Source organism: Streptomyces sp. NBC_00887 (assembly GCF_045207585.1).
The window spans coordinates 7,458,700-7,480,649 of the sequence record NZ_CP108788.1; the positions used below are offsets into that span (position 1 = coordinate 7,458,700).

Below are 21,950 nucleotides of genomic sequence, written 5' to 3' on the forward strand. Positions count from 1 at the left end.
TCACACGTGTCGTCGAGACCGAATCGAAGGGCTGAGGGCCATGGCTTTGGAGATCAAGCCGATCGGCGAAGTTGTCGCGGGGCGTACCGACGTCGCCGATGACTACTGGGGAGGCGTCGAGTCGGTGATTCAGCTCGACGAGGCAGAGTTCCCGCTCGACTCCGTGCAGGGCCTGGAGGAGTTCTCCCACTTGATCGTCGTGTGGCATTTCGACCAGGCGTCACCTGATGCCGTCGAGTACCACGCCCGCAGCCCGCGCGGAAACACGGACTGGCCGGCCACCGGCACGTTCGCTCATCGCAATCACCGTCGCCCCAACCAGTTGGCGCAGAGCTTTCCCCGGTTGCTGAAGGTCGACGGGCTCAGCCTGCGCGTGACCGACCTGGACGCTGTGGTCGGCACGAAGATCTACGACCTCTCGCCCTACTTCGCGGAGATGGGGCCGCGCGGGGAGGTCCACGAGCCTGCGTGGCCGGGCGAGATGCTGACGGATTACTGGGCCAATCCGGCCTGACTTTCAGGTACCGAGAGAGGCTCGACAGACGTCCCCGCTGCCCACCATTCGCTAGATGGCCGGAGCTTCGCCGTCGATAGGCGAAGCTTCGTCGGCCGCCAACTCAGTCGTGGTGTCGGGAGCGCTCCTCATAGGACGCCGCTCAGAACTGGGTGAGGGCTGAGTTAGTGGAGACACACCTCGGGTGAACACCTCTTCGGCGCGGTGCCGCGTGAGTGTCATCGCGCCGTAGGGGCCCATCGCATAGCCAGTCCGATAGCCGTGCAGATGTAGTTCTTCCCAAGCCTGGACGCCCGCTTCGACTGCTGGAATGTCATCTGGCGGAACAAGCGCGTGCACGTTCTCCACCCATGTCCAACCGAGATCACGGAGCACGGTCCGGGCCTCCTCCTGCTCCCAGCCGCTTCGTGCCACCAATCCGTGACCAGGGGCCGTCGAGAAGACCATGTTCGGGGCCGTCATCATCCGGCCATCTCCTCGACTCGTCCCGCAGATCCCGTCTCCTCGCCCTTGGCCGTGGGCCAGGCCGCGAGCTGGAAACGCGCCGGACGGTCGTCGTGCTTGCCGACGCGGCATTCGTCGCCTGCCTTGCCCAACGTCTTGTTCATTCGGGTGAGGAAGCGGTCGTACTGCTCGTGCCAGATCACGGACGAGCCCGCGTCCCGATACGCGTCGCCCCTGGCGAAGGCCAGGGCCGCGAGCTCGTACGCCAGGCCCTCGTGCTTCGCCCAGCAGGGCGGGATGACGTCCTGCGGCTGCCAGGCGTACGTCCGGTTCAGCCAGCGGCACACATAATCGAGCCACGCGGGCATCGGCTCGATCAACTCGGCGGACAGGGCGCCGAGGTCCCATGGAGCGGGACCGTCGGCGGCCACGGAATCCTCCGTGCTCCGCTCGGCGATGTACTCCAGCATCAGCGTGGGCGGCTCGGGGAAGGGCTCGAAGCGGGTCAGGGTCTCGGTCATGCGGCAGCCGCTCCTTCACGTCCGGCCCACGCCGCCGCGTGGGCCGTAGCCTGGTTCTTCCTCTCGGCGGCCCGCCGGGTCCGCTCGGCTTCGTTGGCGGCTCGAAGGTCACGGACGTGACCCTCGATCTCGGACCAGGAATCCCAGGTCCACATGCCGTCGAGCCGGGTGACGATCGGCGGGAGGTTGTCCGCGAGGACCAGAGCGTGCCCGGCGGGCAGACCCCTGATCTCGTCTCCTCGAAGGACGGGTTCGAGCGCCATGTGCGTGGCCGTCGAGTGGCCGCCGCGGTCCCCGCCGGACGTGGTCTTCGTCGTGCGCTCTCGCTCGACCTGACCGCACAGGTCGGACATGTCCTTCAGGAAGTCGGGGTCCTTGTCCCCTGGCAGGACGATGACGTTGTTGGTGAAGGCTGCCAGCTCCTTGGCGGTGTCCTCGCCAAAGCGGGCACGAGCCGACGCCCACGCCTGGAGGCCGTAGATGACCGTGATGCCACGACCCCGGCCGTCGGCGACGCGTTGGCGGAGGGAGGGGATAGGCGCGATGTTCGGTGCCTCGTCCAAGGCCGCGAGGAGAGCGGGGTCGAGCCGCCCGGCCGGGGACGCGAGTGCGTACGCCTCCGCGAGATCCAGAAGGTCTTCGGCTATCGCGGTGGTCAGCGGCGCGACGCTGTTCACCTCGCTGTCCTTGCCGAGGAGGTAGAGGGTGCCCCCGGCGTTGAGGAACGCGCCGAAGTCCGTGGGGTCCTCTCCCTCTCCCTGAAGGGCGTTGATCACCGACTGGTGCATGAAGGGTTCGAGGGCCGCGTCGAGGGTCGAGGCGGTGTTGCCGACGGTGCGGCTGTCGCCCGTGGTGGCCGTGCGGAGCATGTCGGCCCAGCCGGGGCCGGCGCCCGGGTGAGCGTTGAGGATGCCGAGGGGAGCCGGGTCGGTCAGCTTGCGAGCCCACCGCAGCACCCGGTCGAGGGAGGCGCCATCGAGGGCGGCGGCGTGGAAGAAGGCAGCGAGGATCTTGGACGCCTGCCCCTTGTAGAAGGCGCTGCCCTCGCTGGACTGTGCGGCACCGTTGGGGGTGCGCGAGCCCGCGACGAACGCCTTCCCGCGCATCATCGCCACCTCTGTGTCGGCTGCGCCGTTGATCGGCGTCCACCGGAAGCGCGGGAGGCTCGGCGCGATGTTCTGCGGGTCGAAGACGGCGGCGGGGCGACCGCCCCGCTGCCGCGCGTCGAGGGTCAGTTCGACCAGATCGGGCTTGGTCGAGGTGGCCAGGACCGGCCCGGCCCAGCGGCGGACGAGCGGGGCGAAGAACCGCAGAGTCTTTCCGCTGCCCATCGGGCCGATGACCCGGCATGCCTTGTCGGCGCGGGACCACAGCTCGACGCCCTTCGGGCGCTGCGAGGTGCCCAGCGAGTAGCCGAAATCGTGAGGATCGAGGGGGTGGTGCATGACGTACTCCGGAGCGAGGTGGGCGACGAGGAGAGAGAAGGTCAGCGAGCGGCGGAGCGGTCCTTCGCGAAGCTCACCCCGTCTGCGCGGCTGGGGTGGCCGTCGTCGCTGGTGAGGGAGGGCCGGATCTCGGTGGCCTTCAAGACCGCCTTGGCCGACATCTGGCGCTTGAGCTGTGCCTTGCTCGCGAATCCGGCGTTGCGCCGTCCGCGGTTGAGCAGGAACCAGAGCGTCACCAGGGCCACCGCGCACACGGCCGTCACGGCGTACAGGGCCAGGGAGATTCCGCCGGGCATGATGTCCATTACTCGGCCCTCCGGGCGACGCGGGCCGCCAGGTAGCGCATCCGCCGGCCGCACAGGCGCGACATCGACGCGTCGGGCCCGGCACAGCGCGGGGGTGCGGTGTGGAAGGCGCTGTGCAGGTCCTCGGCGGCCCGCCAGACGTGGGCGACGGCCGTACGTACGCGTCCTCCAGCGGCGGAGTAGTCGCCGTGGTCCAGCACGAGGGCCAGTTCCTTCATACGCCGGGCGAGGTCGAGCGCTTCGGCGTGCAGCTGGTCGATGTCCTGTCGCACCGCGCGCTCGTCGGCGGGAAGCGTGGTGTGGTCAGTGGTCACGGTCATGGCGAGGGCTCGTTCCGAGTCTGCGTGAAGGGGTCGGCGGTCGAGGGGCGGCGGTATCCGCTCATTCGGCGTCCGGGGAGGTGCTGGTCAGGTCGGTCATCGACCCCGAGGAGAAGCACAGGTGCTGCTCGGCCTCCACCAAGAGGTGCTGGACGCCGGGGTAGATCACCTCGCCGACCTTCCACAGCGCGATTCCGCGGCGCAGGCGCATGATGTGCTCGGCCGTCCAGGACGGCAGACCCAGCCGGGCCACGGTGGCTTCCGCCTCGGCTTTCTTCTGGCTGTAGATCACGATGGTGTCGGCCATCTTCAGTGCCGCTTGGGTCTCCGGGCTGTCGTCAATGTCGGAGAGGTGATGAACGATGAAGATGCAGCTCAGCCCGTATCCCCGCGCGAATTTCAGGAACTTCTCAAGCAGCGAGGCGAGTTGGGGAGTCCCGAGGATGTGCCAGGCTTCCTCGCAGACGAGGATGCGCTTGCGCTGCGTGTAGCGGCGGCAGCCGGAGCCGGGGTTCGGCCCCAGCTCCCAGGCCCCGGAGTTCGCGTCGACCACGACGCGGTTGTGCTGCCCCGGCTCCGTCCCGCATTCGCACAGCGGGCGCAGCCAGACCTCTTCGAGGAAGACCGAGATCACGGCGACGAGGATGGTCATGGCGACGCCGCCGGACGGGACCTTGGTCAGGTCAAAAACGATCATGTCGGCGTCGAGATCCACCCCCAGGCTGGTCGGGCCGTCGAGCATGCCCGTCAGGTCGCCGGTCGTGTCCTGTTCGCTGCCGCACAGACGGTCCAGGACGTAGGACGCCTCCAGGCCGTCACCGAGAAGTTCGTCCCGCGTACGCTTCTTGGCCGTCGCGTCGGACTCCTCCGGGGACCGCAGCGCGGCGGAGACGTCGGCCAGGACCGGGGTCCGGCCGAGTTCTCCCGCCCGCTGGTGGGCCCTGCGGATCGCGATCCGCAGAGCGGAGCCGGCGAACTCGTCCAGGGCCTTGCCGAGACCGAGTTCAACGATGGTGCGCACCAGCTCGACTTGCCGCTTGCCGGCGATGGCCGGGTCCATCGGGTTGATGCACGAGGCGCCACGGCCGCCGCCGGGCGCGAACTTCACGGGGGCCTTGCCGGTCAGCGAGCGGCCGAGCGCGGCCCACTCGCCTTCTTCGCGCTCCTTCTGCTCCTTGGTGTCGAGGACGACGACCTGACGCCCGAGGCGGATCTGCCGGGCCGCGTACGTCTTGGTCAGGGCCGACTTGCCCCGGCCCGTGTCCCCCATGACGATCATGTTGCCGCCGGGCAGGCCGTCACCGAACGCCGAGAACGGGCAGTAGATGAACGCCTTGCCCGAGTACAGCTCCCGGCCGATGATCGCGCCCGCCGTGCCGAGGGTCGGCGGGGCGATCGGAAGGTACAGGGCCTGGCTGGTGGTCGTCTCGGTGTAGAGGGGACGGCGCACCGTCTCGTGCATCGGCGACAGCGGGGCGAGGTCGAGGAGGTCGGTCACTTGATGCCTCCGGCGAGGGGCAGGGTCGTGGCGAAGGCACGGGCGTGTTCGAGGTCGAGCCATTCGATCCGCAGGTGCGCGTTGCGGGCGCGGGAGGCGGTAGTGCGCTTGGTGCGCTCCAGCTCTTCGGCGCTGCGCGAGGAGATGGTGATGTAGCCGACTACGGCGGAGCCGGCCGCGCCGGAAGATGCCAGGGTCATGCCGCGTGAGCCGGTGGCGCTGGCGGCGATCTGGTCCCGCGGGTCGATGTTTTTGCCACGCTTGCGGTCTCGGTCGATCTCGGCCTGGTTGTTCGTGTCCTCCGCGAGCATCCGCTCCACGGCCTTGTCGTTGGGTTCGAGCTGCTGCGTGATCGCGATGGTGCGGATGACGTCGGGCATCCCGATCAGCAGAGGCGAGAGGAAGTCGGGGCCGACGGGGGTCGTGGGCCATCCGACGACGGCGGCCGTGGCGTGGTACCAGCTGCCCGTAAAGCCTGCCGCGCGGGTGGCGACGTGGGCACCGTCGCGGACGTCGACGTTGCGGGGGAAGGCGTGCGCCTGCCGGAGGTCGGTGTCCCAGATGGCGTGGTCAGGGTCGTAGGAGTTGCGGATGAACGCGGTCATCCGTCCTTCGTCCAGGGGCGCGATCACGGAGAGGTCGGCGTCCTCCGCGCGGGACCACAGCTCATCCAGGTACGCGGCCATGGCCGCGGCGATCCCTTCGTCACCAGTGCCGCGGGCGGCGCCCTCGGCCGCCAGGTCGCGGGTGAACCGGGCGTGGATGGTGATGTAGTAGCGGTGTTCCTCGGCGCTGGTGGAGACGGCGTTGGCCAGTACGTCGTACGAGTCCTTCAGCCACTGTGGGGCGTCCGTCGTCGCGGCCGACTCGTCGCGCTGCGCGATGTAACGCTGGTGGGCGTAGGGGTCCGACTTCATCTGCCGGGCCAGGACCTGGATGCGCTTCACCGGGTGTTCTTCGACGTTCCCGAAGGCGTCGAGGAGTTCACCCCAGCGCTCCAGGGCGACGATCTGCTCACCCACTTCCTTGCCGCCGAGGCCGGGCGAAGCGATCTCCAGAGTGGCTGTGACGCACCCGGCCTCCGGCTGGAGGACCACGACGGCCTGCTGTCCGCGGACCGTGACCGGCACCCACGTCATGCCCGTGACGCCTTCCGGCTCCACAAGAGCGGCGTCCGGGGGCGTGCCATTGGCACGCACGCCGGCCTCGACAGCCGGGGACACCCACACCCCGCCGGTACGGCGGAGTGCCTTGCGGTGGTAGCGGTTGATCCGCCACCAGCGGTAGAGGGTGCGCCGCTGGGACGTGCCCTTGGGCCGGTACGGGGCGTACACGATGACCAGGGCGAGCAGGATCGGCAGGACCAGGCACGCTGCGGCGATGGCCGTCACGCCGTTGAAGAGGTAGCCAAAGAGGATGCCGATGACGGCTCCGCCGCCGAGGACGACCTGTTCGCCGAGGTCGCGGCGGCCCACCAGCCCCGTGGGGCGGTGCTTTCCGAACTGATACGTACGAGTCGACATGGAAGGTCACTGATCCTTGCTGGGATTCGGTCGTCCGGGTGCCTGGCCGCCCGAGGGCCGCGACGGCGGCGGGGGCGTGACGGAGGGCCCGGAGCCCGAGGTGGTTCCTGATGCGGAGGAGGGGGAGGCGGGCGCTGGCGGGTCCGAGGTTCCCGCGCCGGTTGACGGCGGGGAGGGCGGCTGTGCTGTGCTCGGTGCCCCGCTGGCTTCCGGTGCGCGTCCGGCCGAGGCGTGGCCACCGGCCGAGGACCAGTCCGGAGAAGAGCTGACGACCGGGTCGGAGGTCGCTCCCTGGGGACGAGCGGCGGCCGGTGCACCGGACGTACCGGCGGTGTCCTCGCCGCCCTGCTGGCTTTCGGGTTGTTCGGGGTTGCTGCTGCCGCCTGCGGCGTCGGTGCCCTGCGCGCCCGGGGAGCTGGTGGCCTTGTTCTTCGCCATGTCGACGCCGGCCTTGGCAATGGCGGCCCCCGCCGCGACCGGTCCGGCCACAGCAGTTCCGCCGCCCATCTTCGCGCCAGCGGTCTTGGCGCCAGCGGACTTGGAGCCGCCGACCAAGGAGTCCTGGACACGAGCGCCCATCGCCCTGTTGGCGTGCTGGGCGGGGCCGTCGATCGCGGCGGCCGGGCCGGAGGACTGTGCACTCTTCCGGTCGTGGTGGAGGCTGGCCATCTCGTCGCCGAAGGCGGGCACCCACTTGTAGAGCGTGGCGGACGCGAAGACGGCGAGCAGGAGGATCAACGCGCCGACCAGGGTCTTGGAGACCGCGTCGGACATGCTCCCCGAGGTGTCGCTGAGGATCGCGCCGCCCAGGCCCAGCAGAGCGAAGAGGATCGGCTTGCTCAGGCCGATGGCGAAGATGGCGCCGAACCACTTCTTCGACTTGCCCCACAGGTCGCGATCGACCAGCCCGGCGTTGACGATCGGCCCGAGCGCGACGGCCACGTAGATGGCCGCGCTGCGGATCAGCAACTCGATCCACATCAGCAGGGCGCCGCACATCATGATGAGGTTGACGACCAGCAGCTGTCCCACGCCCTCGGTGGGGTTGGCCGCCATGACCTTGAGGATGTTCTCCAGGAACGGTTTGAAGTTGCTCGTCGCGTACGGCTCGAAGACGGCCGTGACTTCGTCAATGGCCTTCATCAGCAGCGCGATTGCGCCCGGCGTCATGGCGTTGACCACGAACTGGAGGAGCAGGAAGCCGATCGCCTCGGACACGGCGGTGGTCAGGGCGACTCCGCGGACCGTCCGCTTGGCCACGGCGATCAACCAGAGGGCCACGGTGAGCAGGCTGGAGGCCGCGAAGATGATTGCGTACTGCTTCAGGAAGCCAGGGCTCGTCAGGTCGATCTTCGTGGTGTTCTGGATCAGCTCCAGCATCTTGCGTAGGAACCAGATGTTCGCCTCGGTGAGCTTCTGGAGCAGGAACCCCAGCGGGTCCTTGACGAAGTCCACAGCGGCCTTCGCCTCACACACCATCGGGATGTAGCAGAACGGGTTGGCCACTGCCGAGGGTACGAACACGAACCCGATGATCACGTTGACCATGGCCATCGCCTGGAGGCGACGGCGCCAGCGACCCGGCGTTCCCCGCTCGGGGGTCAGCAGCCCAGGGGCGTCGTCACGCAATCGCAGGCGCATTGCTGGCACCCCCCACGTCCGCGAAGCTGTCGGCCGGGGCCGCCTCCTGCATGGCCGGCGGAGACGGCACGAGCGGTTCGGACGGCGTGACGGCCGTCGTCTTCCAGGTGCCGTCCTCCCAGACCAGATCCACGGTCATACGCAGGAAGGCGACCTGTGGGCGCTGCGTCTCGTCCTTACCGGCGACGCCCCCCACCGACGCCGTCCACAGCTCCACGCTCGCGGCCTGGTCGGAGTAGGAGATCGAGTGGGTGGCGAGCGCCGCCGTCCGCGTGATCAGCTCGCTGCCGTCGACGGTCGTCCCGTCCGCGCCGACACCCCGGTTCTCCATGACCAGACGAGCCGTCGAGTCGGTGTCCGAGGTCACCGAGTGCAGCACGCTCGACGCGGCCGTGGCCGACAGCATCCGGTGCCGCCAGTCCTCATCGGTGAAGAACCGAGGGTCGCCGTAGAGCATGGTGGCGCTGACGGCAGCGGCACGAGCGCCGCGCTCGTTGTGTCCGTACGGTGCCGGGAATCCACTTCGGTCTTCGGCGCCGCTCAGCACAGGGTCTTCTGCAGCGGCCGGAACGTAGTCCGAGAAGTCGCCCGGTACGTTGGATGCCTGCCGCACGTCAATCGGAGCGATCAGTCCCGTCGAGGCCGAGCTGTCCTTCAGCTTCCAGTCATCGGACTCCCAGGTGAGGGTGACCGTCACCGACTGGAAGCCCGTCTTCGGTGTCGCGTGACCGGCCGTGCTGCCGCGAACCGTCGTCGTCCACAGCCGCACCATCGCCCCGTGAGTGTCGAAGCCCAGGACATGTGCCGAGAGGACACCGGTACGCGCGACGGTCTTCTTGACGGAGACCTTGGAGGTGTCGCCCCGCAGGGAGCCGACCGCGTCCTCGGCGGCGCGGTCGGCCTTCTTCACCGCCGCATCAGCCGAGCCCTTGGCCGCCATAACTGCCACCGCACGGTGCCGCGCGTCCTTGTCCGTGAGGAACTGCGAGCTCCCGCTGACCGTCGTGTAGTTGGCCGCTGCCGCCTTGGCGCCGGATCGAGTGTGCGGGTAGCCGACGGGGACGCCGTGCAGCTCCCGCACGCCTTCCCCGCTCGCCTGCGGAGCCGAGTGGGCGGGTGCCGAGACGGAGGGGGCCGTGGCCGGAGGGGTGCCCGTCGTCACGCTGACGACCACCCCGGCCGCGGTGACCACGGCCGCGCCGCCAGCAGCGATGCCCCAGAGTTTGGCCGACGAGCGGCGCGCTCCGCTGGCTTTCGAGGAGGGAACGTTCCTCCGGGATCGGATAGGCATGGGTCACACACCCATGCCGTACGTGATGGCGAAGATGGTGCCGAAGCTGGCCACGAGGAAGACGCAGGTCAGACCGCCGACCATCATGCCCTTGCCGCGCGAGCTGTCCATCGTGGAGTGGCCCTCACCGAACCACCCCTTCGACTTGCCGACACCGGCGAGGAAGGCGCCGGCGCCGACGACGAGGACGACGGCGGCGATGACACCCAGGATCACCTTTGCCGTGCCTCCGAGCTTCCCGAACGGGCCCCAGTCCGGCTTCACGCCGGACACGACATCGACACCGGCGGCGAGGGTCGCGTGCAGGGAGGGATCGGCAGCGGCAGAAAGGAGGTTGTGCATGGTTCAGCCCCTTGGTGCTGTAAAGAATGGTTTGGGATGTTTTGGCATGCTTAGCCGACGTGCCGCATCGCGATGATCTGCGGTTTCCAGTAGCTGAGCGGCTTGATCCGCACCTGAGCCCCGGTGTGCGGTGCGTCGATGACCTGGCCGCCGCCGATGTACATGCCGACGTGCTCAGGGCCAGCGCTGCCCGGGACGCTGAACAACAGGTCGCCCGGGGCGATCTGGGAGACGCCCTTGACGGCAGTCCCTGCGTGGACCTGGTCGTAGGTGGTTCGCGGCAGGTTCACTCCCGCCGCTGACCAGGCCATCTTGGTGAGTGAGGAGCAGTCGCAGCCGCCCATGCCCTTGTACGGCATGGCACAGCTGCCGCCCCACTGGTACCAACTGCCCAGGGCCGTCCTCGCGGCCGTGATCGCGCGGGCGGCGCCCTTGCCGGCTGGTGCGTCCGGGCGGACGGCATCGGCCCATTTCGAGGCCAGCGCACGGATATTGCGCACGTACTCACGGGTCTCCGAGTACGGCGGAATCCCGTTGTGCTTGATCACTGCAGGGCCGCCCGCGTTGTACGCGGCCAGCATGTTGTCCGTCGAGTCGCCAGGTACCTTCTTGACTTCGTCGGCCAAGGTGCAGTCGTACGCGGCCTGCGCGGCGATGGCGTCGGCGGGATTGCGGATGTCCTTGACCCCGTCGCCGTCGCCGTCCTTGCCGTGCTGAGCCCAGGTCCCCGGCACGAACTGCGCAATGCCGAGAGCCCCCTTGAGTGACTTGGCGCCGGAGTTGAAACCCGATTCCGTGTACAGCTGAGCCGCCAGCAGGGAGGCGGTCACCTGCGGGCACTCGCCCGCGTGCTTGTTGATCAGCTCACGGACCCAGCCCGGCACGGGAGCGTCCGTCGTGATGCCGCCACCCGGGCCGGCTTCCTGCGCGGAGGCGCTGTCGGCCCCTCCGAACGTGGTCAGCATGGCGACACCGGTGATGAGCCCGGCCGTGACGAGTCCCAGGCCAGCTTGCGTGCCCTTGTTCATCGCGGCCCCGTCACGCCCAGGGCAAGGCGGTGACGCGCCAGCCCTTGGAGGTGTGCTCCAGGCGGAGCGCGAGCTGTTCGCTACTGCTGCGCGTGTGACCGGACTTCGGGGCGGTCGTGAGGGTGTAGCTCACGCGGACGAGAGCGGAGGAGGCCGTTGCCGCAGGTGCGCCGTCGGGGCCGACTGCTGACGTGATCTTGGCCGTCTGATGTGCCTTCTCGGCCCGCAGGGCGGCCCAGGCGGCCTCTTGACCCGGCCGTTTCTGGGCGAGCACGCCAGCGAGTTCCCCCGAGGCGAGCCGGGCTGCCCGAGCGCCGGCATCCGCGTACGAGCTGTCGGCACCGTCGCGGGCATCGTGTTCCGCGTAGGCCGTAGTGAAGGCCCGCGCCGTCCGTTCAACGTCCTTCGGGAGTCCGGTAGCTGACGAGGAGGAGGTAGCGCTGCTGTGCGGCGTGGCCGTGTCGGGGATGCCCGCCGAGACGGAGTGCGGCTGCGCGGACGCGGTCGAGGCCGCGGAGGCGTCGTTGGTCGAGCTGGAGCAGCCGGTCGACAGAAGAGCCAGGGAACCAGCCACACCTATTGCGGCTGATATGGGCATGAAACGGGCTGATCGGGGCATGCGGGGACCACAACCTTGGTGCAAGAGATTTCGGAAGTGCGAGCGGCGCGGTCCCGCGGGGGCTGGGGGCCGCGCCGCCCCTTCGCAGGAAGGAGGGGAATTCCTCCTGCGGGCTTTACCGGCGAATGCCGGGGAAATCGCAAAACAGGCCGGAGCGTATAGCTCTATCTGCCTGTCTCATCTGCGGAAGAGTTCGATCCTGTTTCGCATCTGCGAGACGGTTGAGCTGGCAGGCGCGTTACTCATATCAAGGCCATCAGCCCCTTCCGTGATTCGGGCGAGATCGTGAACAGATCTCTACGGCCGGAAAATGCCTTGTGGCGTTGGCCGTGCCTGAATCCTTGCAGGGGTTCGCGGACAACTCGAATCACGAAAAAAGCCGGAACCTAATTCCAGGAATTAAGTTCCGGCTTTGCTCGGGGGAGGCTTTGCGGGCCCTATGCGGCCCCGTGGCGCAGGTGCTCGATCGCCACACCGAGCCACGGCGCGGCCGGGCCGGAAAGGAGCAGGGGCGCACACGTGCTGTACGAGAGGACGACGCCGGGCGGCTCAGCGGCGACTCCGGTCAGGAGGGCGAGGTCGAACGGCATCCACTCACGAGCCCCCAGCGGCAGGAGGCGTACCCCGGTTGAGGTGAGCACCACTCGGGCGGCGGTGTGATCGCGCCACTGCGGAAGGGCGGCGTCCTCCGCTTCCTGGCGCCGCCGGGCGTCGAGACGACCGTTGCTCACCCACCGTCGGCCGAAGGTCGGGTGATCCTCGAAATGCCCGCCGGCCGAAGTGGGGTAGTCGACCTCTGTCCCGTAGAAGCGGGCGGCGGAGCACGCTACGTCCGCGAAGGCGACTTCACCGGCCGCAAGCGGTAGACCGTCCGCCTGGACCGGCACAAGACTGCCCCCGTCCTGGAGGTGAACCGCGAGGGCGGACGCTGCCTGTACGGCATCGGCGCGGACGGCGTCCTCCGCCCGGTCGCGTCGGCGAGACCACATCGTCGTTCCTTCCTGATCAAACTGACCGGCCGGGGCCTGCACGGTGGGAGCCATGCAGGCCCCGGGCCCGTCATGAGATGAGATCACCAGAGAGCGGTTGAGGCAGCGGCGGGTGTCCTCGCCGCCTCGTCGTCCTCTTCCTTCAGCCGGGCCAGCAGCAAACCAAGACGGTCGTTGCTGATCGCCTGGTGCTTGCGGACGGCGTCCCCTACAACCTCACGACTCGTCCGTCCGGCCCGCTCGGTAGCGGCCCGCGCGATCGGCAGCAACTCTGCCAACCAGTCGTCGTCCGCCTCCCGGTCCTGTGGGCATTCCGCGTCGTCCGGGACGGACGGTGTTTCTCCGTCCGCCGAGGTGCGGACCGCCGTGGGCGCGGAGGGTTCCGTGTCCTCCGGCAGTGCTGTGGTCGGCGCGTGGTCCGCAGGTCCACCGTCCGGTCCGTCCGCGCTCTTGCCCTCCGCCCCTTCTTCGTCCGCTTCGGCGGACGGATGGGCTGCGGTGTCCTCCGTACGTTCTTCTTTTGCGGGCAGGGACTCGGCTTTCCGCAGGTCAACGGCTGCTGCTGCGGCGTCCTGCGGCGCGGACGGACCGTTTGTCAACGGCAGTGGAGGCATCGGAGCCGGTGCTTCCAGCGGACGAGGACGCTGCTGGACAGCGACGCGCTCGAGCGTCGGTGACGTCTCGCGGACCGGTCCGGGACCGGAGTCAGCCCCGTCCGGGACCGCCCGCTCAGCCGTCCGCGCCATCAGGATGTAGAGGTGGACCGATCCCGCCAGCGCGAGTGGCGCGAGCATCGACAGCAGCCCCACGACGCTGTCCGCCAGGTGCAGCGCGGACCGTCCGGCCTGCGGAGAATCGTTCAACGTGATGGCGTGCAGAGCGTTCGCGCCGAGGCTCGCTCCGGTCGCCGCGAGGAACAAGAACCAGGCGTAGAGCCGCGCGGCGAACCGCTGGTGCCGAAGGAGCACAATCGCCCGCACGCCGTAGGCAATGAACCCGTCGATGAACACCGGGAACAGGTAGGACAAGGTCTCCCTGGCGTGGATCGCGAGGGCGATCTGACGCAGGGCGTCGTACGAGAAGGCGAAGCCGGCCGCGCCGAGCAGGATGATCGCACTGCGGTCCCAAGCCGTCATTCCGCGCAGGCTGTAGCTCTCCTGCCGTTCGGTCCCTGCCGCCGTGTCTATGTGCGCGTGTGACATCAGAGGTTGCCCCCGTCGCGCGGGCTGATGTCCTGCCAGGCCGGGGTCTGCGAGAGGAGCTGGCCGAGCTGTTCCAAAGACGTCACCTCGTGCACGCGCTGACTCGGGCAGCTCACGCACGACACCCGCAACGAGATTCGCTCTGTGCCGCCCTGGTCGGTGTAGTACAGCTCCAGGTGCTGGCCCTCGGTCGTGTCGAGCGACGCGAAAGCTTGCAGGTGTTCTTCGAAGCTGAGAAGTCCCAGCACCTCCCAGTCGAGCGTGACTGCGGCGGCCCCCAGGAGGGTGCCTGCGTACTTGGACGCTGCGGTGATCGACCTCGGGCCCCAGGTGCGGAACGCGGCCTCCCGAGCGGTCTTGCGCCGCTCCTCTGCGGTCGTGAGGTGTTTGGCCGCAGCGAACATGATCGGGTGACTCATCGGGGGCCTTCCAGAAGATCGGTGGTGCGGGGTGCGGTGCCGTCGCCGGGCTCATTGGCGAGGCGAAGGAGAACGTCCGCGTGGCACGGAGCGTCAAGGGGACATGTGCACATCAGGTCGAGCCCGCGCAGCGCTCGGGCGAAGCGAGCTGCGTAGTGGCGTCCGACCGGGCCCCGTAGCGTGGCTGTGAAGAGGTCTACCGACTCCGCAGCGTCCATCGGGGGGCCGAGCGGGGACCGAGCCCCGGCTGTGAAGGGGTTCGCGTACCGGCTGCGCGGTCCGACGTATGCACAGGCTGTGGAGAGCGTTGTGGCGTCGCGGAACGCTCCGCGAAGGCGGACGGGCATCACGCCGCCCTCCCGCCGCGGCGCCGGTCAGCGCCGATCATCGGCACAAGGGTCGTGACCATCTCGGCCAGACGGCTCGCCACGCGGGCCCCGACGAAGTCGGTCAGGTCAGGCCCGGTCTCATCGCGGGCGGGCAGGTTGGACGTGATGATCGTCGGCAAGCAGTGGTTGTACCTGTAGTTGATCAGTCGGTACGTGACCTCCTCGGTCCATTCCGAGGTCTTCGCCGTACCGAGATCATCGAGGAGCAGGTACTGAACCCTGCTGAGCCGTTGCAGCTCGTGTTCAGCGGCGCCCATGACCTGTGACGGGCGCAGGTTGCCGTACATGTCCGCAGAGTTCACGGCGATCAGCTCGAACCGGTCCGGCCCGCCGGCCGCGATCCTCCGCAGGGCCCCGTATGCCTGATGCGTCTTGCCCGTCCCCGTGAGACCGGTGAGGAGCAGAGCGCCAGCCCCGGCGTTGTTCGTGAGTGCCCGGTCGGCCCAGCCGATGACCTCCGGCAGCGTGGCCTCCGCGTCACGGAACCGGGGAGGGGTGGCCCTCTGCCAGCGGCTCAGGGCGTAGTCGGCCCGAGCCCGGAAGTGCCACTCGCGATCTCCGGGGTTCTCTTCCGATGCTTCGTCGGCGGGGTCGGCATCCGGCACGGCCTGAAGTCCTTTCGCAGCGAGTATTCGTTCCATTGCACGCATCGACCTGGCGCTGCCCGCGCGTTCCGGCTCTGCCATGATCAAAATCCGTTCTGGTAAGCGCTGGGGGCAGCGGTGTTCTGAAAGGGAACCCAGCCTCCGGACTGCCGACGCAACGGCACGACATTCCCCTGAGAGGCTGCTGCGGGGGGAGCGTGCGAGGGCAGATCCGCCCAGATGCGCAGCAGATAGCGGGCGGACTGTGGCGGACGGTCGGCGTTCCATCGCCGCGCCACCATCTCGACCAGCCGTTCATTTCCCCAACGTGCTGCGAGAGCTGTTACCCGATCCCATTCCGATTCGGTCAGTCGCCAACCAACGAGCATTCCAGCACCGGTTATGGCTGTTACCAGGTCTTTGGCTCCGTCCGGAACCGTCACTGAGCCTTGCTCGACAGCGTTGTTCTCTCGGCGCGACCTCGGCAAGCTAGCTTGCTCTTTGGTGGTGGTAATACTCCCGTAGGGAGTATTACCACCACGTACGCGCGAGGAAGAAACTTCCGAATCTACCTGCCGAAACTTCCCACTTCCGACTTCACCAGCGAGGTTCTGGGAAGGAACTTCCTGGTCCTTCTCTCCCGCTTCTGGCCCGCCAGGGCAGGGAGTGGGAAGTTCCTTCAGCATGCTGGTGGTTTCTTCGGCGGTCCCGCTACACAGCAATATGGAGTAGGAATTCGGGTTGGAGGCGCCCCCTCCGCGTTCGTGGCTCAGTTCACCGAGCTTCGCCAGCTCTCCGAGACATTTCGTTATCGAGCGAGGCGTAAGGCGGGTAACAGCGGATATCTCATCAAGGGTTAGCGTCGCCTTGCCGTCGTCGTCCGCCTCGCGGGCCAGTGCCAGCATGACGAGGCGCGATCCCCTGCACGACTTCGACTGTGACCAGACCAGTTCGGTCGCTATGGCGCTCATCAGTGGCCACCGTCGCCTATGGCTATGCGACGGCTGAGGGAAAGACCGAAAGACTGGTCGTCCTCCGGGACGTAGCCGTTCTGGTACGGCTCCGGAGTGAGATACAGCGTTTCGGTGGGGAGATAGAAATCGTGGGCGCGACGCCAGTCGGCAGCCTTTCCGAAACCGCGCCTGACCATGCGCGCAACTTCCTCTTCGGTCCTGCGGTCAATAAGCATGCGGTAAAAGTCCGATTCGAAGAGGTGGGTAACAGACCGGCGCGCGGGATAGACCCGCACGAGTACTGCCGTAGGTGCAATTTCTCGAATCTCGGCACCGATAGTCCTGCGCCGAAATCCGGAAGGGCTGTTCTGAAGCATGGGGGGAACTCCCGTGAACGCAGGGTCCGCCGTGCGGAAGAATCGTTTCCTCGGGGCGGCGTCAGGCGGCGACGACGTGGAGCGAGGGCGTGCCCTGCCCGGCCTGCGACTTTCGGTAGCGACGGGCGAGTTTCAGCAGATACTCGTGCGTCACGCCAAGCCCGCGGGCGACGGCAGCAGCGTCCAGTGATGGATCAGTGGCGAAGCGCGCAATCACGGCGTCCCGGGCGGGCTTGGTCAAGACCGCGGTGCAACCTCGAAGCGCGCCTTCTACTGCTTTCTCGATGTCCCGGTCTTGCCATGCCCGCCGCAGCTCTGCACGCTCGGAAGCCAGAAGACCGCCCCGGATTCCGTACTCGTCGTCATCCTTCAGGGACTCCACCAGGCACCGGGCAGCGACGGCCAACGGGCATGACGCGCACAGATAGCGAGGACGGTTGAGGGAGATTCCCAGCTTGGCTTTCACGGAGTCGGGTTCTTCCCTGGGGCCGTCTGCGAGAGGGACGAAGATGTTGATGTCCTGGTTCGCGCATCGGGCGTATTCGGCCCAGTGCTTACCCGGAGCTTTCTTCGACTCTTCTATGAGGGGCAGCCAATTTCCCCGGTGCGCAGCCTCGATGAGGCTGGATATGTCAGTGCTCATTTGTTTCTCGCAATGTTCGCAGCGCCGCGAATTGTTGCAATCGGGCGCGAGAGGAGATCAGGAACGCTTACGAGAGCGCTTGGAAGGCTGAAGCGCCATCAGTACCGACTCGCCATCCCTCTGGGTCTTTTCGCCAGGGCTGACGAAGTGCATATCGGAAATCGCGTGGAGGTCATCCTCCGTGAACTGAACGAATTTGCCGAACTTCCGGTGTGGGAGCGTGGATATACGCTCGCGGAGCCACTTTTCCGGAATGTTCAGCCGTTCAGCGGCTTCGCTGTACCCGATGTGCAGACGCTTATCGCGGGAGTCAGTAACCTGGCTGCCCAACAGGGCGTCCAGGCCGCCGGCCTGAGCCAGGAGGCCGACCACGGCCGCAAGTCCCTGCAAGTCCACGGCCGGGCCCGCGTTCGCCGGTGCCACGGCCGTCATCACGCTTCCAGCCCGCGCAGTTCAGCGGTCCGCAGGTCGAAGGCGTGCCCGCCGGAGGCCGCCCATCCGGCTTGGGGGAATGAGCGGATGATCCACCGGGCGATGGTGACCGCCTTCGCCCGAGGGACACGAAGGGTCCGTCCGCTGGCGTTCACGGCGGTCAGCCCGAGGTGGGGCCACAGGGTCCGAGGCCCCTGAAGGCGCACCTGTACGACGGCGACTTCCGGCAGCATGGACGACAGTTGCGCCGCCAGACGTTCGGCCGGGCCCGAAGGGGTCTCCACCTTCGGGTTGCAGTCCGTAGTGGGGGACATGCGACACTCCTTTATGTGGTACGCCGCTCCGTCGTGCCGTGCGAAAGGACACGGAGTGGCCGTGCGAGTGACCAGCGCCCTTATCGGGGGCCACGGATCACGAGCTGTCTGGCGTCCGAGAGGTGCGAACTCTCGGGCGCCGATGGCGTTTTGAGGGGAGGGACCGCGCCCGAGTGCTGCGCGGAATCCCCTCTCCACCGAGTCGGTCCACGATGGGAACCGCAGGTGGGCGAAGGCCGAGAGGGGTGCGAACCCCCTCGTTTTTCGCTAAGATGAAGCTATCTTGGTTCGCATCAAAAGTCAACAGTCCGAGGTTTCCTCGGTTCACCCAAAAAACGAGGTCCGATGCCAGCTCGCCGTTTCGACAGAGAACGTGTGCGCGCGGTACGTCGAGCCGCCGATGTCTCGCAGGCCGACGTTGCGTCCGCCCTCGGTGCTGCGGACTCGACCGTGGCGGGGTGGGAGTCGGGAGCGACGACACCCGATCAAGAGAAGCTGCCTGCTCTGGCCAGGGTGCTGAACCGGGATTTGGACGACCTGTTCCCGCGTGACGGCTTGCCCGATCTGATTGACCTGCGATGCGACGCCGGCCTCTACCGGTACGAGACGCGGACGGTCATCGGTACCAAGAGCGACGGGCCCGTGGCTGGAGCCGAAGGGGGGGTCCGCCGCCTCAAGGACCGGTACGTCCCTCTCCTGGCGGCTGCATACGGGGTGACCGAGGACGAGCTGAAGCGCGCCCAGGACCGGTCTTTCGGAGCAGCTGACGAGGAGACCGCCGAGGCCGAGAAGGTGCCGGAGACGCTGGCTGAGAAGATCACTCTGTTGCTGGAACGCTCCTACCCGGGCCGAACCGCTCCGGATGATCAGGAGATCGCGGACTCGGTGAACGCCTACGCGGGCTCCCAGGTCACCTCAGCCGAGGACATCGAGGCCCTGCGGACGGGCGGAGACGACACACCGGTGCCCATGGTCCTCGAAGGTCTGGCCAAATTCTTCGACGTCTCGAAGCTGTACTTCGAGCCGAATGAGTCCGTTGCACGGCAGGTCTACGAAGGGCTCCGCCTCATGTCGGCGGCCAAGCAGGGCAAGGTGGGCCGAGTCCGGGCCCGCGGAATGAGTACCGAGGGCCTGCCGGCCGATGTCCTCTCGATCCTGAACGACCTCGCCAGCGAGCTGGACAAGAAGGCCGGTCCAAGCACCAACAATTAGTGCTTCGCCCTGTAGCGCCTCGGGACCGGGGCAGAGGCCTACAACGTCGAGATCGCTACACCCCGGCCAACGGCCCAGACGCAGAGCGTCGATCGGTTGCCACCAGAGGTAGGCAGCGGGGGTGGAGCGGCCGGTTCGATAAGAACGGACGGCTGTGTCGGTGTCCACGGCTAGGATCGCGAACGTGATTACTGGTGAAGTGAAGAGCAAGGTCGGACGCGTCTGGGAAGCGTTCTGGTCCGGTGGTATCGCCAACCCGCTGGAGGTGATGGAGCAGATCACGTACCTGCTCTTCATCAAGCGCCTGGACGAGCTTCAGACCGTGAAGGACCGCAGGGCGAACGCGACGAAGGTTCCTGATCCGGATCCCTTCTTCGACGACGAGCAGCAGGACCTGCGCTGGCAGAACTTCAAGGTCCGCGACCCCGAAATCATGTACGGGCTCATCGCCGACGGCGTCTTCCCGTACCTGCGCCGCATGGGCGGCGACGACTCGACGTACTCGCACCACATGAAGGACGCCCGCTTCACCATCCCGAACGCGAACCTCCTGGCGAAGGTCGTCGACCTCCTCGACGACATCGACATGGGGAGCAGCGACACCAAGGGCGATATCTACGAGTACCTGCTCGCGAAGATCGCCTCAGCCGGTCAGAACGGCCAGTTCCGTACGCCCCGGCACATCATCGACCTCATGGTCGAGATGACCCAGCCCGGTCCTGGCGACGAGATCTGCGACCCTGCCTGCGGTACGGCGGGCTTCCTCATCCAGACGGCTTCGTACGTCAAGCGCACGCACAAGGAAGCGCTGTACGGCGCGGAGCAGCGCAAGCACTTCAACGAGTCGATGTTCCACGGCTTCGACTTCGACTCCACGATGCTTCGCATCGGCTCTATGAACATGCTGCTCCACGGCGTGGAGAATCCGGACATTCGCTACCGTGACTCCCTCGCGGAGTCGGCAGCCGGCGAGTCCGAGAAGTTCTCCTTGATCCTCGCGAACCCGCCCTTCGCGGGCAGCCTCGACTTCGAGTCGACGGCGAAGGATCTCCAGGCGATCGTTAAGACGAAGAAGACGGAACTCCTCTTCCTGGCCCTGTTCCTCCGCCTCCTCAAGCCTGGTGGCCGCGCGGCGGTCATCGTCCCGGACGGAGTCCTCTTCGGCTCTTCCAAGGCCCACAAGGACCTCCGCCGGATGCTGGTGGAGGAGCAGCAGCTCCAGGCCGTGGTCAAGCTCCCCAGCGGCGTCTTCAAGCCGTACGCCGGTGTCTCCACCGCCATCCTCTTCTTCACCCGCACGGACAGTGGCGGCACGGAGGACGTCTGGTTCTACGACGTCAAGGCCGACGGCCTCTCCTTGGACGACAAGCGCAACGAACTCCTCCCCGAGGACCGCCTCGGCGTCCGCCCCCTCCTGGCAGACCAGCCCCTGACCGACGAGGAGCACGAGAAGAACAACCTCCCCGACGTCCTCACCCGCTGGTTCAACCGCCACACCACCGAACGCGACCGCCCCCGCACCGCACAAAGCTTCTGCGTCCCCAAGTCCGACATCGCCGCACAGGGCTACGACCTCTCCCTGAACCGCTACAAGGAGGTCGTCCACGACGAAATCGCGACGCGGTCCCCACTGGAAATCCTGGCTGATCTAGAGCGCCTCGACACGGAAATCACGAAGGGTGCGGATGAGTTGAAGGGAATGCTGGCATGACCTATTTCCCCATGGTGGCACTTGACGAGATTTGCCGTCCGAAGCAATGGCCTACAATTTCCGGCGACGATATGACGGAGTCGGGATACCCGGTCTATGGGGCAAATGGCAGGATCGGCTATTATTCGGCCTTCAATCACGAAGAGCCTACGGTGTTGATTACATGCCGCGGGGCGACGTGTGGAACGATTAACATTTCGGCCCCGAGGGCGTATGTCACAGGAAATGCCATGGCATTGGATTCTCTCGACAAAGAAAAAGTTGATCATAACTACCTGGCCAGGATTCTGCGCCAAGAGGGTTTGCTGCGCAAGGCAATCACTGGCAGCGCGCAACCGCAGATTACGCGGCAGAGCCTTCAGGGTGTGGCAGTGCCGCTTCCTTCTCTTGCGGAGCAGAAGCGCATTGCCGCAGTCCTCGACCAGGTAGACACCCTCCGCGCCAAGCGCCGCGAGGCCATCGCTCTCCTCGGCGACCTCGCCCAATCCATCTTCCTCGACATGTTCGGCGACCCGGGCGCACCCAATGCGCGATGGGAGCGGGCCTCCATCTCGGACCTGGGGGATGTAGTTACGGGTAACACGCCGCCCCGTGCTGATCCAGCGAACTTCGGTGAGGGAATTGAATGGGTAAAGACGGATAATATTGATCCTCCGAACTTGTTCGCGACCGAAGCTTCCGAGAGGCTTTCGGGTAAGGGGGAGGGGAAAGCGAGGGTCGTGCCAGCTCACGCCATTCTGGTGACTTGCATCGCGGGAAGCCCGTCACGTATTGGTAGTAGCGTGCTTGCGGGACGCAAGGTAGCCGTGAATCAGCAGATCAACGCATTTATTCCTGCGCAGGAATCATCCAGATTCCTGTTGGAGCAACTCAGGGTGGGGAAGCACCTGATTCAGGAGAAGTCGACTGGTGCAATGACGGGGCTCGTAAATAAATCCCAGTTCTCCTCGGTCAAGCTTATTGACCCTCCGTGCGATATGACGCGACTCTTTACTGAGCGGGTGGAGCGAGTGGACGGGGTCCGTGAGTCGCACGTGGCCCACCTCGCCGCCCTAGACGAACTCTTCGAATCCCTCCAACAACGTGCCTTCTCCGGTCAGCTCTGGGATCATGAAGCCGCGTAATCCGTAACGCCACACACGCTCCACCGCACCACCACGTCGACCGCGCCCGGTCTGGGGAGACTCCGGGTGCGGTCGGTCCTGCCGCACCACGTAAGCCACACGCGTACAGC

The 21,950-nt window shown here is 67.0% G+C and carries 25 protein-coding genes; 4 read left to right on the top strand and 21 right to left on the bottom strand.

The window, feature by feature from the left end; all coding sequences use genetic code 11:
• Positions 1 to 40: 40 nt before the first annotated feature.
• Entirely contained in the window at positions 41 to 514 is a 474-nt protein-coding gene (locus OG844_RS33970; RefSeq protein ID WP_327436066.1) for a TrmO family methyltransferase, read from the top strand.
• Positions 515 to 975: 461 nt separating this feature from the next.
• Here OG844_RS33970 and OG844_RS33975 read toward each other — a convergent pair whose 3' ends face one another.
• The 21 genes from OG844_RS33975 to OG844_RS34075 all read right to left on the bottom strand — a co-directional run bounded on the left by OG844_RS33975 (position 976) and on the right by OG844_RS34075 (position 17,793).
• Complete coding sequence (locus OG844_RS33975) at positions 976 to 1,479, bottom strand: hypothetical protein (RefSeq protein WP_406395549.1); 504 nt, start codon at positions 1,477 to 1,479, stop codon at positions 976 to 978.
• Positions 1,476 to 2,924 carry a type IV secretory system conjugative DNA transfer family protein gene (locus OG844_RS33980; protein ID WP_406395550.1) on the bottom strand — a complete coding sequence of 483 codons (1,449 nt, stop codon included), beginning with the start codon at positions 2,922 to 2,924 and terminating at the stop codon, positions 1,476 to 1,478. The genes OG844_RS33975 and OG844_RS33980 overlap by 4 nt, the downstream gene beginning before the upstream one ends.
• Before the next feature lie 41 nt (positions 2,925 to 2,965).
• A complete protein-coding gene (locus OG844_RS33985) occupies positions 2,966 to 3,229 on the bottom strand; it encodes a hypothetical protein (RefSeq protein ID WP_406395552.1) in 264 nt (87 codons plus the stop codon).
• Positions 3,229 to 3,549, bottom strand: a complete 321-nt coding sequence (locus tag OG844_RS33990) for a DUF6238 family protein (protein WP_258036657.1) — start codon at positions 3,547 to 3,549, stop codon at positions 3,229 to 3,231. Before OG844_RS33990 ends, OG844_RS33985 begins: the two co-directional genes overlap by 1 nt.
• Positions 3,550 to 3,610: 61 nt before the next feature.
• Positions 3,611 to 5,047: an ATP/GTP-binding protein gene (locus OG844_RS33995; protein ID WP_406395553.1), complete on the bottom strand. Its 1,437-nt coding sequence runs from the start codon at positions 5,045 to 5,047 to the stop codon at positions 3,611 to 3,613.
• Positions 5,044 to 6,570 (bottom strand): SCO6880 family protein, encoded by a 1,527-nt coding sequence (locus OG844_RS34000; RefSeq protein ID WP_238442132.1) that lies wholly within the window; start codon positions 6,568 to 6,570, stop codon positions 5,044 to 5,046. Before OG844_RS34000 ends, OG844_RS33995 begins: the two co-directional genes overlap by 4 nt.
• Positions 6,571 to 6,576: 6 nt before the next feature.
• Positions 6,577 to 8,211, bottom strand: a complete 1,635-nt coding sequence (locus OG844_RS34005) for a hypothetical protein (protein WP_406395554.1) — start codon at positions 8,209 to 8,211, stop codon at positions 6,577 to 6,579.
• Positions 8,192 to 9,502, bottom strand: coding sequence for a hypothetical protein (locus tag OG844_RS34010; RefSeq protein WP_406395555.1), 1,311 nt, complete (start codon positions 9,500 to 9,502; stop codon positions 8,192 to 8,194). Before OG844_RS34010 ends, OG844_RS34005 begins: the two co-directional genes overlap by 20 nt.
• A gap of 3 nt (positions 9,503 to 9,505) precedes the next feature.
• Positions 9,506 to 9,844 carry a hypothetical protein gene (locus OG844_RS34015; RefSeq protein WP_203186086.1) on the bottom strand — a complete coding sequence of 113 codons (339 nt, stop codon included), beginning with the start codon at positions 9,842 to 9,844 and terminating at the stop codon, positions 9,506 to 9,508.
• A 50-nt stretch (positions 9,845 to 9,894) separates the two neighbouring features.
• Entirely contained in the window at positions 9,895 to 10,872 is a 978-nt protein-coding gene (locus OG844_RS34020; protein ID WP_406395557.1) for an NlpC/P60 family protein, read from the bottom strand.
• A 10-nt stretch (positions 10,873 to 10,882) separates the two neighbouring features.
• Positions 10,883 to 11,446, bottom strand: a complete 564-nt coding sequence (locus tag OG844_RS34025; protein ID WP_406395559.1) for a hypothetical protein — start codon at positions 11,444 to 11,446, stop codon at positions 10,883 to 10,885.
• A gap of 482 nt (positions 11,447 to 11,928) precedes the next feature.
• Positions 11,929 to 12,480, bottom strand: coding sequence for a hypothetical protein (locus OG844_RS34030; protein WP_406395561.1), 552 nt, complete (start codon positions 12,478 to 12,480; stop codon positions 11,929 to 11,931).
• A gap of 83 nt (positions 12,481 to 12,563) precedes the next feature.
• Entirely contained in the window at positions 12,564 to 13,616 is a 1,053-nt protein-coding gene (locus OG844_RS34035; RefSeq protein WP_406395562.1) for a DUF2637 domain-containing protein, read from the bottom strand.
• A gap of 65 nt (positions 13,617 to 13,681) precedes the next feature.
• Positions 13,682 to 14,101, bottom strand: a complete 420-nt coding sequence (locus OG844_RS34040) for a DUF6195 family protein (protein WP_406395564.1) — start codon at positions 14,099 to 14,101, stop codon at positions 13,682 to 13,684.
• A complete protein-coding gene (locus tag OG844_RS34045; RefSeq protein ID WP_406395566.1) occupies positions 14,098 to 14,448 on the bottom strand; it encodes a DUF4326 domain-containing protein in 351 nt (116 codons plus the stop codon). The genes OG844_RS34040 and OG844_RS34045 overlap by 4 nt, the downstream gene beginning before the upstream one ends.
• Positions 14,448 to 15,095 carry an ATP-binding protein gene (locus OG844_RS34050; RefSeq protein WP_406395567.1) on the bottom strand — a complete coding sequence of 216 codons (648 nt, stop codon included), beginning with the start codon at positions 15,093 to 15,095 and terminating at the stop codon, positions 14,448 to 14,450. The genes OG844_RS34045 and OG844_RS34050 overlap by 1 nt, the downstream gene beginning before the upstream one ends.
• A gap of 83 nt (positions 15,096 to 15,178) precedes the next feature.
• Positions 15,179 to 16,045, bottom strand: a complete 867-nt coding sequence (locus OG844_RS34055; RefSeq protein ID WP_406395568.1) for a hypothetical protein — start codon at positions 16,043 to 16,045, stop codon at positions 15,179 to 15,181.
• Positions 16,045 to 16,404, bottom strand: a complete 360-nt coding sequence (locus tag OG844_RS34060) for a hypothetical protein (protein WP_406395569.1) — start codon at positions 16,402 to 16,404, stop codon at positions 16,045 to 16,047. Before OG844_RS34060 ends, OG844_RS34055 begins: the two co-directional genes overlap by 1 nt.
• Positions 16,405 to 16,465: 61 nt before the next feature.
• Positions 16,466 to 17,047, bottom strand: coding sequence for a WhiB family transcriptional regulator (locus tag OG844_RS34065; protein ID WP_389857001.1), 582 nt, complete (start codon positions 17,045 to 17,047; stop codon positions 16,466 to 16,468).
• A 57-nt stretch (positions 17,048 to 17,104) separates the two neighbouring features.
• Positions 17,105 to 17,479 carry a hypothetical protein gene (locus OG844_RS34070; RefSeq protein ID WP_397887214.1) on the bottom strand — a complete coding sequence of 125 codons (375 nt, stop codon included), beginning with the start codon at positions 17,477 to 17,479 and terminating at the stop codon, positions 17,105 to 17,107.
• Positions 17,479 to 17,793 (bottom strand): transcriptional regulator, encoded by a 315-nt coding sequence (locus tag OG844_RS34075; RefSeq protein ID WP_406395570.1) that lies wholly within the window; start codon positions 17,791 to 17,793, stop codon positions 17,479 to 17,481. Before OG844_RS34075 ends, OG844_RS34070 begins: the two co-directional genes overlap by 1 nt.
• A 345-nt stretch (positions 17,794 to 18,138) precedes the next feature.
• On the opposite strand from OG844_RS34075, the gene OG844_RS34080 reads away from it, so the two are divergent.
• The 3 genes from OG844_RS34080 (at position 18,139) to OG844_RS34090 (ending at position 21,840) form a co-directional block, all read left to right on the top strand.
• Positions 18,139 to 19,005: a helix-turn-helix transcriptional regulator gene (locus OG844_RS34080; protein ID WP_406395572.1), complete on the top strand. Its 867-nt coding sequence runs from the start codon at positions 18,139 to 18,141 to the stop codon at positions 19,003 to 19,005.
• A 184-nt stretch (positions 19,006 to 19,189) separates the two neighbouring features.
• On the top strand, positions 19,190 to 20,716 hold the full coding sequence (locus OG844_RS34085) for an N-6 DNA methylase (protein WP_406395573.1): 1,527 nt from the start codon (positions 19,190 to 19,192) through the stop codon (positions 20,714 to 20,716).
• A complete protein-coding gene (locus OG844_RS34090) occupies positions 20,713 to 21,840 on the top strand; it encodes a restriction endonuclease subunit S (protein WP_406395575.1) in 1,128 nt (375 codons plus the stop codon). Before OG844_RS34085 ends, OG844_RS34090 begins: the two co-directional genes overlap by 4 nt.
• Positions 21,841 to 21,950: the final 110 nt, after the last annotated feature.